The 14,389-nt window shown below is 39.5% G+C and carries 11 protein-coding genes and 1 tRNA gene; 7 read left to right on the forward strand and 5 right to left on the reverse strand.

From position 1 onward, the window contains the following. Positions 1-54 precede the first annotated feature (54 nt). Positions 55-2,619 (reverse strand): type I DNA topoisomerase, encoded by a 2,565-nt coding sequence (gene topA, locus ABEG20_RS06505; protein ID WP_406826573.1) that lies wholly within the window; start codon positions 2,617-2,619, stop codon positions 55-57. A 428-nt stretch (positions 2,620-3,047) separates the two neighbouring features. On the opposite strand from topA, the gene ABEG20_RS06510 reads away from it, so the two are divergent. Beyond that, positions 3,048-3,560: a glutathione peroxidase gene (locus tag ABEG20_RS06510; protein ID WP_406826574.1), complete on the forward strand. Its 513-nt coding sequence runs from the start codon at positions 3,048-3,050 to the stop codon at positions 3,558-3,560. A 362-nt stretch (positions 3,561-3,922) separates the two neighbouring features. On the opposite strand, the gene ABEG20_RS06515 is transcribed toward ABEG20_RS06510, so the two are convergent. Both ABEG20_RS06515 and ABEG20_RS06520 read right to left on the reverse strand, forming a co-directional pair. Then, positions 3,923-4,759, reverse strand: a complete 837-nt coding sequence (locus ABEG20_RS06515; RefSeq protein WP_406826575.1) for an MBL fold metallo-hydrolase — start codon at positions 4,757-4,759, stop codon at positions 3,923-3,925. A gap of 46 nt (positions 4,760-4,805) precedes the next feature. Beyond that, positions 4,806-5,249, reverse strand: a complete 444-nt coding sequence (locus tag ABEG20_RS06520; RefSeq protein ID WP_406826576.1) for a MarR family winged helix-turn-helix transcriptional regulator — start codon at positions 5,247-5,249, stop codon at positions 4,806-4,808. 170 nt (positions 5,250-5,419) lie between these two features. Between ABEG20_RS06520 and ABEG20_RS06525 the strand changes: the two genes are divergently transcribed. Further along, on the forward strand, positions 5,420-6,649 hold the full coding sequence (locus tag ABEG20_RS06525; protein WP_406826577.1) for an MFS transporter: 1,230 nt from the start codon (positions 5,420-5,422) through the stop codon (positions 6,647-6,649). 160 nt (positions 6,650-6,809) lie between these two features. Here ABEG20_RS06525 and ABEG20_RS06530 read toward each other — a convergent pair whose 3' ends face one another. Then, positions 6,810-7,838, reverse strand: a complete 1,029-nt coding sequence (locus ABEG20_RS06530) for a LacI family DNA-binding transcriptional regulator (protein WP_406826578.1) — start codon at positions 7,836-7,838, stop codon at positions 6,810-6,812. A 252-nt stretch (positions 7,839-8,090) separates the two neighbouring features. Between ABEG20_RS06530 and ABEG20_RS06535 the strand changes: the two genes are divergently transcribed. The 5 genes from ABEG20_RS06535 to ABEG20_RS06555 all read left to right on the forward strand — a co-directional run bounded on the left by ABEG20_RS06535 (position 8,091) and on the right by ABEG20_RS06555 (position 13,968). Continuing rightward, positions 8,091-9,920 (forward strand): glycoside hydrolase family 2 protein, encoded by a 1,830-nt coding sequence (locus tag ABEG20_RS06535; protein ID WP_406826579.1) that lies wholly within the window; start codon positions 8,091-8,093, stop codon positions 9,918-9,920. 159 nt (positions 9,921-10,079) lie between these two features. Further along, positions 10,080-11,231: a glycoside hydrolase family 88 protein gene (locus ABEG20_RS06540; RefSeq protein WP_406826580.1), complete on the forward strand. Its 1,152-nt coding sequence runs from the start codon at positions 10,080-10,082 to the stop codon at positions 11,229-11,231. A 94-nt stretch (positions 11,232-11,325) separates the two neighbouring features. Continuing rightward, positions 11,326-12,150: an SDR family oxidoreductase gene (locus tag ABEG20_RS06545; RefSeq protein WP_406826581.1), complete on the forward strand. Its 825-nt coding sequence runs from the start codon at positions 11,326-11,328 to the stop codon at positions 12,148-12,150. Positions 12,151-12,189: 39 nt separating this feature from the next. Then, positions 12,190-13,359, forward strand: coding sequence for a mannonate dehydratase (gene uxuA / locus ABEG20_RS06550; RefSeq protein ID WP_406826582.1), 1,170 nt, complete (start codon positions 12,190-12,192; stop codon positions 13,357-13,359). A gap of 375 nt (positions 13,360-13,734) precedes the next feature. Next, positions 13,735-13,968 (forward strand): hypothetical protein, encoded by a 234-nt coding sequence (locus ABEG20_RS06555; RefSeq protein ID WP_406826583.1) that lies wholly within the window; start codon positions 13,735-13,737, stop codon positions 13,966-13,968. A gap of 129 nt (positions 13,969-14,097) precedes the next feature. Here the strand turns inward: ABEG20_RS06555 and ABEG20_RS06560 are convergent. Then, positions 14,098-14,171: transfer RNA gene (locus ABEG20_RS06560), tRNA-Arg, on the reverse strand. Positions 14,172-14,389 lie beyond the last annotated feature (218 nt).

Below are 14,389 nucleotides of genomic sequence, written 5' to 3' on the forward strand. Positions count from 1 at the left end.
TCAGATGCTAAAATCAATTCGATAGCTATCGGATCAGTGTGCCGATTTTTGTTTTTATTTCTTCTTCGCTACAGCCTTTTTTGCCGGTGCGGCTTTTTTCTTTGCGGGTGCCTTTTTTTTGGTTTCGAAAGCGTTTGGCACTTGCTCTACAATCATTTTCTTCACGGTTTCCAGGTCAATATCAGCCAGCTCTTCCGGTGTGTATTTTTGCTTGGTAGCCTCATTACTCCTTAATTTAAGCATCAATTTGCCAAAACGGATAAATGGTCCCCAACGGCCATTTTCAATAGAAATTTTTTCGGCATCCCAGGTTTTAATGTATCGGTTGGCCTCTTTCTCTACTTTTTTGCCAATTAAGGTATTAATATCCTCTTGTGTTAAGTTGTCGAAATCGTATCCTTTCGCCGGAATATTGATAAAGAGATCGTTCCACTTAATAAACGGGCCAAAACGACCTTTACCTTTTGTTACACCTAAACCTTCGTAAAAAGCAATAGGCGCATCTGCATCCATTTTCTCCCTGATAATTTCTACTGCTCTTTCGTAAGTTACCGACAAAGGCTCTTCGTTTTTAGGAAGTGAAATAAAACTTTCACCCCATTTCACATATGGGCCAAAGCGGCCAACGCCAACCATTACTTCTTTGCCTTCAAAATCAGGAAGCTGGAAAGGAAGTTTAAACAGTTCAAGCGCTTCATCTAAAGTAATGGTTGCCACAGATTGTGTACGCATTAAACTGGCATACCGGGGTTTTTCCTCTTCATCCAATTCTCCGATCTGAACCAATGGCCCAAATTTACCAACTTTAGTATATACATTTTTACCAGATGCGGGGTCTACGCCCAACAAGCGCTCGCCAGTGGCACGCTCTGCATTTTCGAGCGTGGTTTCTACTTCCGTATGAAATGGATTATAAAAAGAATGCAACATTTTTGTCCATTCTTGTAAACCCTGCGCAATCTCATCAAATTCTTTCTCCACTTTTGCAGTGAAGTTAAAGTCGACGATTCCTTTAAAATGTTCTACCAGAAAGTCGTTTACAACCTCACCAATATCGGTGGGGAACAGTTTTGATTTTTCGGCACCGGTAATTTCGGATTTGATTTCCTTTTTTACCTGTCCATTTGCTAAAACAATAGCCGTAAACTTTCGTTGTTTGCCATCTCTATCTTCTTTAACCACATACCCACGGTTTTGAACCGTAGAAATGGTTGGTGCATAAGTAGATGGGCGGCCAATGCCCAGTTCTTCTAGTTTTTTAACCAAGCTGGCCTCTGTGTATCTGGCTGGAGGACGCGAATAACGCTCCGTAGCCTGCATTTCTTTTAAAAACAGTTCCTGTCCTTTTGCTAACGGAGGTAAAATGGCACCACCTTCTTTCTCTTCGTTTTCATCATCGTCCGTAGATTCCAGGTAAACTTTTAAAAAGCCGTCGAACTTTAGTACTTCACCTTCAGCAACTAAATGTTCTTTTCTGGTTGATGCAGTAATCTGTGCGGTAGTTTTTTCAAATAATGCCTCGCTCATCTGCGATGCGATGGAACGTTTCCAGATCAGCTCGTACAAACGTCTCTCCGAAATATCTCCATCTACGGTATGCCTGTCGAAATAAGTAGGACGGATGGCTTCGTGAGCTTCTTGTGCACCTGCCGATTTGGTTTTATATACCCTGGGTTGGTGATATTTTTCGCCATAAGCCGATTTAATTTCGGCAGCAGCAGCATTAACAGCTGTTTCTGATAAGTTTACCGAGTCGGTCCTCATGTAGGTAATCTTACCGGCTTCGTAGAGTCTTTGCGCTACCTGCATGGTTCTCGCTACCGAAAAACCTAACTTTCTTGACGCTTCCTGTTGCAGGGTAGAGGTAGTAAATGGAGCAGCGGGATTACGCTTTGCCGGACGGGTTTCTAAACTTGTGATATCAAATTTAGCATTTACACAATCCTGAAGATATTTTTCGGCATCTGCTTCGCTTTCAAAACGCTGTGGCAATTCTGCCTTTACCAATTCTTTTCCCTTGCCGGTAGAAAACTGAGCCGTGATTTTGTAGGCAGCAGCTGCATTAAAGTTTAAAACTTCGCGCTCTCTATCTACAATTAAACGTACAGCCACTGATTGTACGCGACCGGCAGAAAGCGATGGCTTTACTTTTTTCCATAACACCGGAGAAAGTTCAAAACCCACCAAACGGTCTAGTACACGGCGCGCCTGTTGTGCATTTACCAGGTTATAATCAATTCCTCGCGGGCTGTCGATTGCTTTTAAAATAGCGGGTTTGGTAATTTCATGGAAAACAATACGTTTTGTTTTCTCTACTTTCAGGCCTAAAGTTTCAAATAAGTGCCACGAAATGGCTTCCCCCTCGCGGTCCTCATCGGATGCCAGCCATACCATTTCGGCTTCTTTAGCTAATTTTTTTAATTCGGCGACAACATTTTTCTTGTCGGCGGGCACCTCGTAGGTTTGGGCAAAATTGTTCTTAATATCAATCGCCATATCTCCCTTAACTAAATCACGGATATGGCCATAGCTAGATTTCACCAGGAAATCTTTGCCTAAATAGCCTTCTATAGTTTTAGCTTTTGCGGGTGACTCGACGATCAATAAATTTTTGGCCATGAAATACGTTTTTGTGCAAATAAAGCTATAATTAAAGCATAAATCCAAACCTGAGGAGAATTTAATACATTTTTTTTATTAAGTAAGCGACAAATATGTTGGTTTACAGTCCGATTTTAACTGGGTTTTAATCTTTGCCGAAGATTTGTAAAGGTTTTTAAAAACCTATAGGTTTAGCGGCAGAGCAACTGGATTTTTATCAACGTATTGTGTTTGGAAATTTTGGTTTTGTTCTAGTGGCGGCCGGTAGTTGTGCTATCGCTTCAAGTCGTCATTCCTCACTCCGGGCTTTTCGCTTTATCAGGTTGAAATACAAAGGTTCGGTTAATTCCATTCCACCTTTTACATCATTCATGATATAATTTACAGCCGCATTACATCAAGACAACCAATTTGTACCTATATTCGTATATAAAATAAAAAGAACGATGATCAGTACAATTCTAATCCTATTAAACTTATTGGTGTCACCGCCAAAAAATGTTTACTATTTTAGCTTTAAAACCATTGACGGTAAGGAGATTAAGCTTTCTAAATTTAAAGGTAAAAAAATCTTAATTGTTAACACAGCATCTAAATGCGGTTTTACACCACAGTATGAAGATTTAGAAAAACTTCAGAAACAATATGGTAAAAAGGTAGTATTAATCGGTTTTCCTGCGGGTAATTTTGGAGGTCAGGAATTTTCTACCAATGCAGAAATTAAAGAGTTTTGTACCGGAAAGTATAATGTTTCGTTTATGCTGGCCGAAAAAAGCAGTGTTAAGGGCGATGATATTAGTCCTTTATTTAAGTATTTAACTGCTCAGACCAATACCGAAGAGCAGGGCGATATCAAATGGAATTTTGAGAAATTTTTAATCAATGAAAAAGGAGAATTGGTACACCGTTTCCGTTCAAAAACGAAACCTACTGACGAAGCCCTTACCAAATACCTGTAAAGAGATGTAAAGTGGATGGATGTAAAGGGAAAGGTTAATTTGATGCTCTTTCTGCTTTGTAAATAATATGAAAGGTAATGTGGTTAACAGCCATTTTACCTTTTTTTGTTTCATTCGTACATGAAGTTTTAGTAAAATTCAGACAAAAGAATGGGGCTTAAATCCATAAGCCCCAAATAAACCAAACAAACTATTTATGAAGTGTATATAAAACGCCTGTTTAAATAAAAAGTTTTTGAAAAAAAAATAAATTTATCATTCAATAATATTGCGTTAGCAGGCGAACCGCAATTTACAACAGAAAACAAGCGATATTGTAACCAAATTGATGGAAAAGAAAGACCGTTTTTGACTTTTTGCTGTTAAAAAAGGTTAAGTTGTGCTGGTTGGTATAAGCCAGGGTCGAAGCGGTAAACTTCAGGTGTATTTTGCGTATTGCTAACATAATAAAGCGCTGTTTCCTCATATCTGGAAGCTACTTTTACAAAAGTATCACCAGCTACATTTTTAAAAAGATTTTCAACAAGGGCGGGGTCGTTATTATCTTTTGATAAATGGCTCAATAATAAATGGCTCATATATGGCGCCTTATGATTAACGAAAAGCTCCAATGCCTGGGTATTACTGAGGTGGCCACGGCCACTTGTAATCCTTCTCTTTAGAAAATAAGGATATTTGCCAGTCTCCAGCATCTGTGCATCGTAATTGGCTTCTAAAAAAGCGGCATGGCAATTTTTAAAATGCGTAATTAAGCGATCGCATACCGAACCTATGTCTGTAAAAACACCAACCCTTACTTCGTTACATTCTATGGTAAAACTATAAGGATCAGCAGCATCGTGGAATTTAGAAAAAGCAGCAATCTTTAAGCTACCGATCTGAACATGTTGTTGATGGCTAAGAGGGAAGGTGTTGTTTGCATCCAGAAGAAGCCTGCTGCTTTTTAAGGTTGGCGCACTAATATAGACCGGGAGTTTATATTTTTTAGCAAAAACAGCTAATCCTTTAATATGATCGCTATGCTCGTGAGAGATAAAGATTGCTTTTACCCTGTTCAGAGGCAAGCCCAGACGGTTCATGCGGATTTCAACTTCCTTACAGGTTAGGCCAATGTCAACCAAAACCGCTTCGTTATCATTACCTATGTAGTAACAATTGCCATTACTGCCCGAATTAATTGAGGTAAAATATAGTGCCATTTTAAGGTTGCAAGATACAGCTTATTTGGTGAAGGAAAAAAGAAAACTATACTCTTGTGCCATTGTGTTCTACCAAACGCGAAAGCAGGGGCAGGAAAGCCTGGATCAAATTGATTTCTTCTGAAGAAAAGATTTTTTCCATAGTTTGTGCCAGCCATTCTTCTTTTATTTTTCTGGTTGCAATAATGTGTTTTTCACCAACTTTGGTTAAGCCGATAAAAACCTTTCGTTTATCTTCTTCACTCGGAAAACGCTCCACACATTTGGCATCGAAAAGGCGGTTGATGATTTGAGAAATAGCTTGTTTAGATACTCTTTCCATGTCGGCCAGTTCTGTAGACAGCATTTTGCCGTGCTGTTCCAATAGCGACATGGTCAATAACTCAGCGTTGCTAAAGTCTGAACTGACGTTCTGTTTGCGTAACTCTCTTGTTAAGCGGGTAACGGTGCTTCTTAACTTTGCGGCAATTTCTTGTGTTTGAGTGGGCATTGTATTGGTAAATAAACTTTACAAATGTAATGTTTTGTTTTTACACTTAAACGAAGGAATATTATAATAATGTCTCAATTTTGATTTTAAAATGATAAAAGGCTACCTTTTTGGCTTTAATGTTGTTTTAATTTTTTATACTTTTGTAAAGTTACTTTACTATTTTAATCATGAGTATTTTTCGTTCATTAAGACATTATAATTACAGACTGTTTTTTACAGGTCAGGCGATTTCATTAATTGGTACATGGATGCAGCGTGTGGCCATTAGCTGGTTGGTTTACCGTTTAACCGGGTCAGCTTTTTTATTGGGACTGATTACTTTTTTAAGTTTAATTCCTTCACTGGTGCTGGCGCCGTATGCGGGTAGTTATGTAGACAGGCATAATAAATATAAAGTATTGGTGATTACCCAGGTAATTCTGATGCTGCAGGCCGGCGCCCTGGCGTTAATGATCTGGTTTAAAGTGTATAATATGTTCTGGATTGCAGCACTTTCGCTGGTTCAGGGCCTGGTAAATGCTTTTGATGTGACCGCCCGACAATCTTTAATGGTAAATTTAATTGATGATAAAGAAGATCTGCCCAATGCCATTGCACTCAATTCTTCTATGTTCAATGCTGCCAGGCTAATCGGGCCGGCACTGGCCGGAGTAATTTTGAGTACCTTGGGCGAGGATATTTGTTTTATCATCAATTTTATAAGTTTTATCGCAGTATTGGGATGCATGGTGATGATGAAACTTAAACTCACCGAGCATCAAAAACCGACAGAAAATATCTGGGTTGATCTGAAAAAAGGTTATGATTATCTCAAATCGTCTCCGGATTTAGCTTCTATGGTATTAATGATGGCTGCGTCAAGTTTATTGGTGATTCCATTTACTACATTATTGCCTGTTTTTGCAAAAGATATTTTTAATGGAAACGCCACAACATTTGGCTGGTTTGAAAGTGCTGCAGGATTTGGCGCTTTCTTCGGGGCGATCTACATGGCTACCTTAAAAGCAAGTCGGAATCTTCAGAAAATCGTCATGATGTCTGGTATTTTATTGGCCATTTCAGTTGTAGCGCTGGCCATATCACCATCTCTTATTCTCGCATTAATCTGTACCGGTTTAGCTGCTTTAGGTTTAATGGCGCAAAACTCCTCTATTAATACCTATTTGCAGACCCATGCTCATGACGAAATGAGGGGCAGGACCATGAGTTATTATATCATGGCTTACCAGGGCGTGTTGCCCATTGGTAGTTTGTTAATGGGATATCTGGCCCATCTTTTCGGTACCCAGGTAGTAGTTGCTTTTGAGGGGGTAGCAGGATTGTTGATTATAGCGGTATTTGTATTTCATGAGCGACACAGGAATCAATTGGATAGCAGTGCAATTTCGTTGAATTAATATTTCGTCCTTTTTTGTGTGAGTAGTCGTTACCCTGAATTTATTTCAGGGTCTTATAGATAAAGGTGCTGACCACGCAGTAGCTACAAGACAATTGAAAATACTACTTCTACTTGTAAAATAAACTCAGCATAACGATCGCTCTGATGTACCGTAGCGCTTAACGCTTATCGCTATGCACCACCAACTTGCAATCCACCATCACTTTCTGATAATTTTCCGGATCAATTTCTTTTTTAATTAACTTAAGCAAGAGTGTAATTGCATTTTCCCCCACCGATTCAGGATTTTCTTCAATAGAGGCGAGAGGGGGCGAATCAAGATAATTGATGAAAGCATTGTTTCCAAATCCTATACTTTCAATTTTATCAAAGTTGGGGTGGTTTATTGATTTCAGGTATTTTATCGCATCGAACAGGATAGGCTCTTTAAAAGCCACCAGTGCAGTAGGCATTTGGTCTGGATCAGTAAATAATTTCTTTATGGCCGAGATGGTGTTTTCTTTATCAAAATTGGTGTAAGCAACTAATCCTGAAAAAAAAGGCACCTCGTTATCTTTTAAGGCATTGATATAACCATTAAAGCGGTCATGCGTAAAATTGGTCATTTTTGGACCACCTAAATAGGCGATCTTGTGGTGACCTCTGTTTATTAAAAACTTGGTGGCCTGGTAACAGCCCTGGAAAGTATTGCACAATACTTTGTGGCAATTGAGGTTAAAACTCGGATTCCGGGTATAATACACCACCGGAATGCCTATGTTTTCGAACTGGTTTAGGTGTGCAAAATCTTGTGTATGCTTCGAAATAGCCACAATTAAGCCATCTACCCGGCTCCGCAACAACATATTTGCAGATTGAATCTCTTTTTCCAGCTCATCATGAGATTGACTGATAATCACATTGTATCCGTTTTGCATAGCAAACTGTTCTATACCATAAATACTTCTGGTAAAAAAGTGATCTAAAAGATTGGGTAAAATAACGCCAATAATGCGCGATCTCTTTTCTTTTAAATTGATAGCTGATTTATTCGGTGTAAAGTGCAGATCCCGGGCCATTTCCTGTACACGCTGCTTGGTGTATGCGTTTATAGTTGGGTAGTTGTTAAGGGCTTTTGATACTGTTGAAACTGACATCTTTAACTTTTCAGCCAAGAATTTCAGTGTAACAGGTGTGTTGTTCGTCATCTTTTCCAATATCGATACATAATTAAGAAAAAAAGCAATTATTTCAAACGTTTGAAATGTATTTTGAGTAGATTTTATGGGGTTTTGGCCATTTTAAAACCATTTAATCTTCTAAGCTTTTCTAAATTCGTTATCGCAATATAAACCAGGCAAAAACAGAATTTTGCTCAAATTTAGGCCAGCGAGAGCGAAAACGTCCGCAATTAATTGTTAGTTTTGAAACGATCAATTAATCATATTAAAACTTAAGTTATGCTAAAAACAACCTATAGCGTATTTTTAATCTGCTTTTCGCTCCTTTCATCATTCAGTTACGGTCAGGTTACGGCTATTCAGAATATTCAGGGCCGCAAAATCCAGAGCCTTAACGGTAAATGGAATTATATTGTCGATCCTTACGAAAATGGTTATTACGATTATCGTCACAATCCATACGATCAGTCTAAAAACGGATCAGGCGGTTTTTATGACGATAAAGAGCAAAAAGATAAATCAGAACTGATTGAGTACGATTTTGATCACTCTCCTCAAATGAATGTTCCGGGCGATTGGAACTCGCAATCAGAAAAATTATCGCTTTACGAAGGCAATATCTGGCTCCGTAAAAAGTTTGATGCAAAGCCCGAAAAAGGAAAAAAATATTTCATCTACTTTGGTGCAGTAAATTACGAAGCCCACGTTTACCTCAACGGTAAAAAATTAGGGGTACATAAAGGTGGTTTTACGCCCTTCCAGTTCGAGGTAACCAATAACTTAAAAGCGGGTGAAAATTCACTGGTACTTAAGGTTGATAATATCCGTAAACAGGATGAAATTCCAACGGTAAATACCGATTGGTGGAATTATGGCGGTATTACCCGTGATGTTTTTTTAGCGGAGTTCCCCGAGCATTTTATTAGTGACTACAAACTGCAGCTGGTTAAAGGAAACAATAATCTGTTAAATTTTTCGGCGAAACTGGCCGATGCAACCGCTGGTCAGGAAATTACGCTTTCAATTCCGGAGCTTAAACTGGAAAAGAAATATAAAACCGATAGCGAAGGGAAAATTGCCGATGAATTTACCTGGAACAATTTAAGTTTATGGTCGCCTGAAACGCCGAAATTATATGCCGTAAATATTAAAACCGATAAGGAAAATATCAATGACAAAATTGGTTTCAGAACCATTCAGGTTAATGGTGATAGTATCCTGTTAAATGGTAAATCTATTTTTTTAAGGGGAATATCGCTCCATGAAGAGAATCCGCTTTTGGCCGGGCGTTTACGCTCCGAGGGCGATATGCGCATGATGTTGCAATGGGCTAAAGAGTTGAACTGTAACTACGTTCGTTTGGCACACTACCCGCATAACGAAGAAATGATTCGCCTTGCTGATGAAATGGGCCTGTTGGTTTGGGCCGAAGTGCCTGTTTACTGGACCATTAGCTGGACTAACCCGGCTACTTATGCCAATGCTAAAAAACAACTGACAGATTTGATTGTACGCGATAAAAACAGGGCAAGTGTTATTGTTTGGTCTATCGGTAATGAAACCCCGCTTAGCGATGCGCGTTTGAGTTTTATGAGTAATTTGGCAGAAGCTGCCCGCGCCCTGGATGATACCCGTTTGGTAGCTGCTGCTTTAGAAGTGCACCGTGAAGGCAATACAATGATTTTAAACGATCCTTTAGGCGAAAAAATCGACCTCGTTAGTTTTAATGAATATGCTGGCTGGTACTGGGGGGGAAATCCATCCGAAATTACCAAATACAATTTCGATATCAAATATAAAAAACCTGTTGTCGTGTCCGAATTTGGAGGAGATGCTTTGGGTGGTTTCCACGCTGATGAAAATACCCGTTGGAGCGAAGAATACCAGGAGGCCTTATATAAAAACCAGCTTACGATGTTGAGTAAAATAGGAGCCTTACGTGGTATGACACCGTGGATTTTAACTGATTTCAGATCACCAAGAAGACAACATCCCATTTATCAGAATTTCTGGAACCGTAAAGGGTTAATCAGCGAAACAGGACATAAAAAGAAAGCCTTTTTTGTGCTGAAAGATTATTACGACCAGGTGCAGTTAAAATACAAGTAGCGAAAATAGGCTTGGGCAAGCTGTTTTCAGCATACTTATGCCAGGTAACAGGAGAACGAAGCAGACAAATGAAAGAAGTAATCGGGAATTTAACTATCTATAACTCATGAATCTGTTTGTAATATGAAGGTGAAATTAATATCAATAATACTAAGTGTATTGTCTATCAGTGTAGTAAAGGCGCAGCAGGTAAATGTAGCCAAAGCTTTTGCATCTGCAGCTAAACAAACTGATGTATTAATCAAAAACGTGGATTCAGCTAGAAAAATTAAGTCAAATCTGGTTTCACCACGTACTGTAGAAAACGGACAGTTTAAAATGGTAACTTCAAAAGATTGGACCAGTGGATTTTTTCCGGCAGAACTTTGGTATTTTTATGAGTACACCAGGGATAAGAAATGGCTTGCATTGGCGCAAAAATATACTGAAGATATTAAGGCAGAGCAATTTAATAAAGGCACACACGATCTGGGTTTTATGATCTATTGCCCATTCGGTAACGGATACCGTTTAACGGGCGATCCGGCTTATAAAGCAGTAATTATCCAGGCTGCAAAATCATTATCTGCCAGGTTTAATGCCAAAGCTGGAGTAATCAAATCGTGGGATCATAATGGCGATAAATGGAAATATCCTGTCATTATCGATAACATGATGAACCTTGAACTATTGTTCGAAACCACCAGATTAACCGGCGATTCCTCTTTCTATAAAATTGCGGTAACACATGCCAATACTACCTTGAAAAATCATTTCAGACCTGATTTTAGTTCTTATCATGTGATCGATTACGATACCTTAACCGGTAAGGTGCTGCAGAAAGTAACGGCACAGGGTTATGCAAACGAATCGGCATGGGCAAGGGGCCAGGCATGGGCACTATATGGGTATACCATGTGTTATCGTGAAACTAAAAATAAAGCATATTTGGCTCAGGCTGATGGTGTTGCCTCTTTTATCTTAAACAATAAAATTACACCGGCTGACGGAATTCCTTACTGGGATTATAACGATCCTAAAATCCCCGAAACATCCAGAGACGCCTCTGCTGCAGCCATCACCGCTTCTGCACTTTATGAACTGGCAAAGTACAGTACCAGCAGTAAAAAATATAAAGCCGCTGCCGATAAAATCATAAATTCACTAAGTACAAAATACACCGCTAAAACGGGTGCAAACTATGGTTTTATTTTAATGCATAGCACCGGGCACCGTCCGGCAAAATCTGAAATAGATGTACCAATCAATTATGCCGATTATTATTACCTGGAAGCTTTGCTTAGAAGTAAAAAAATAAGAGTTTCAGGTTAAGGATGGCGATTTAAAATAATAATAAATACCTGTTAATTAGATACAAAGATACTTCTTATTTAAGTATAAAATTAGCATATAATAGCGTAAAAAAATGAAAAAAGAAATAACAGGCCTGTTCTCGTTAACCAACAAGGTAGTGGTGGTTACCGGTGCTACAGGTGTTTTGGGCGAGGCCTTTATTAACGGCCTGTGTGCTGCCGGTGCCACCATCGTAGTGATCGGAAGAAACGAAGAAGTGGCTAAACAAAGGGTTGCAGACGTAATGGAGGCTGGAGGTAAAGCCATTTACATTATTGCCGATGTACTGAATGAGCAAGACCTGATCGAGGCAAACGCAACCATCATCAAAACCTATGGCCGCATTGATGCATTGGTTAATGCAGCCGGTGGAAATGTGGCTGAAGCCGTCATCCAGCCAGGCAGCGATGTTTTTGAACTGAACGTTCCGGCTTTAAAACAAGCTTTCGATTTAAACCTTTTCGGAACCATTATGCCCACACAGGTTTTTGGTGCAGCCATTGCCAAAAATGGTGGTAGTATTGTCAATATATCGTCGGTTTCGGCCACACAGGCACTTACCCGTGTATTGGGTTATTCCATGGCTAAAGCAGCTGTGGAGAGTTATACCAAATGGATGGCTGTTGAACTGGCTAACCGCTATGAGGATAAAATCAGGATGAATGCCATTGTGCCCGGCTTTTTTATCACTAACCAGAACAGGGCATTATTAACCAATGAAGATGGTTCTTTAACCGCAAGAGGGCAGGCCATTATCGCTAAAACACCATTTAAACGTTTCGGTGCACCCGAAGAACTAATTGGGGCTTTGGTTTACCTGCTCAGTGATGCCGCTAAATTTGTAAACGGCGAAAATATTAAAGTAGACGGTGGATTTACCGCATTCTCCGGTGTTTAAAATTCACATGATCATTTAAATAAATCTGTGTAATCATATATGAAATATAAGAAATTAGAACAAACCTGGCGTTGGTACGGCCCTAATGATCCGGTTAGCCTGCAAGATGTAAAACAGGCCGGTGCTACCGGTATTGTAACCGCATTGCATCATATTCCGCATGGTGAGGTCTGGCCTTTAGCCGATATTCAGGAAAGAAAATCCATCATCGAGGCGGCAGGTTTAACCTGGTCGGTAGTAGAAAGTGTTCCCGTGCACGAAGCCATCAAAACGCGCAGGGCAGATGCAGGCCAGTACATCGAAAATTATAAAACCTCTTTGCGTAACCTGGCAGCATGTGGTATTAAGATTGTCTGCTATAATTTTATGCCGGTGTTAGACTGGACCCGTACGCAGCTCGATCTCGAAATGACCGATGGATCGAAAGCACTTTATTTTAACTGGATTGATCTGGCCATTTTTGATTTATATATCCTTAAAAGGGAAGGTGCCGAAGCTGATTATTCGGCATCGATTTTACAAAGAGCTAAAGATAAACAAGCTACTTTATCGGAACAGGAGCTGGTTGATCTGCGCATCAACGTGTTAATGGGTATCCCGAACGAAAAAGAAATCGAACTGGAAACTTTGCGCAACAGCATTAACGAATACAAAGCCATTGGCACACAGGGGTTAAAGGAAAACTTAAAATATTTTCTCTCGTCCATTGCTGAAGTTTGTACAGAGGAAGGTATCAAAATGACCATCCACCCTGATGATCCACCTTATGCCATTTTAGGTTTGCCAAGGATAGCCAGCACACTTGAAGATTTTAATTACATCATCAAAGCAGTAGACCAGGCTTTTAACGGCGTTTGTTTCTGTACGGGTTCTTTGGGCGCCGGTATGGGTAATAATACATTAGAAATCTTCCATGCGGTTAAAGAGCGGGTGTATTTTGCGCATTTGCGTAACGTTAAAAAGGATGAGGATGGTAGTTTTTACGAAGCCGATCATTTAGGTGGGGATGTAAACATGTACGAAATCATGAAGGCATTAACTGAAGAAAATGCACTGCGCGATAAATCCATTCCTTTCCGCCCGGATCATGGTCACCAGATGCTGGATGACCTGGCCAAAGTAACTAACCCAGGTTATTCTGCTATCGGCCGGTTAAGAGGTTTGGGTGAACTAAGGGGATTGGAAATAGGCGTTACAGGGAATTACTAACCATGAACATCAAAATTAAATAAGCGGTCGTCACCCTGAATTCATTTCAGGGTCTTTCCGGCATGCGTACAGATAAATATTGTTTTATTTGTACGCATTTTTTGTAAGGGCTGGATTTGTTTTCCTCTTTCATCAACCGCCAGATGATTAATCCTCAACTCCAACAGTTAAATAGGCGGCCGTCATCATTCATTTTGTCATTCTGCGTAGTCGAAGGATCTTATTAGCATTTTTGTAATGCCTGCATTTGTATCCACCATCCGCCAACTGCCATACACTTATCGCTACCCTTTATTCTTCAAAAATACACCTCAATTGCCAAAATTTTAACCCTACGCTTCGCTTGTGGCTTGAAATTTGAGTCTTTTAAATGATATGGAAAACAGCAATAAGCCCACGAAGAAAATTTTAACGCCCTCTGTTGTACACAATGATTTGCCGGAGCTTAAAAAGCCAGCACATTTGAAAAAAGCAACAGCCGATCAAGATACTACCTTACCCGAAAATCCGGAAAGAAATTATCACCACGAAGAATTAAAAAACGTAGGTGCTGGTCACAAAAAAATCCGGCACGCGGATGACGACATTTGGAACGGGGAAGATGCTTAATTTGGGGTTTAAACTATAGGTTTACAGACCTGTGCCACCACTACACCTTGATCCATTAATTACACCCTTATTAGATTAAGAGTGGTTATTAAAAGAAAAAGCTTCCAGTTTCACTGAAAGCTTTTTTTGTACCCCGGAAGGGATTCGAACCCCTGACCCACGGTTTAGAAAACCGTTGCTCTATCCAACTGAGCTACCGAGGCCCATTTTTTAATGAGCTGCAAATATAGAAGTTCTGTTTAATATGTAAAAATATATTTTAAACTATTTAGAATGTACTTTTTGTATTTTAAATAAGTGTCTAAAATAGAAGTAATTAAAATTACAGTTTAAGGTTATTAAATCAGTTTTAAATAGCAAAAGAGCCAATTATCCTGCCATATTCAAAAATAATAGCTGGTAGAGGATATGTTGCTCATCT

The organism is Pedobacter sp. KACC 23697 (assembly GCF_045348445.1).
Taxonomy (GTDB): Bacteria; Bacteroidota; Bacteroidia; order Sphingobacteriales; family Sphingobacteriaceae; genus Pedobacter.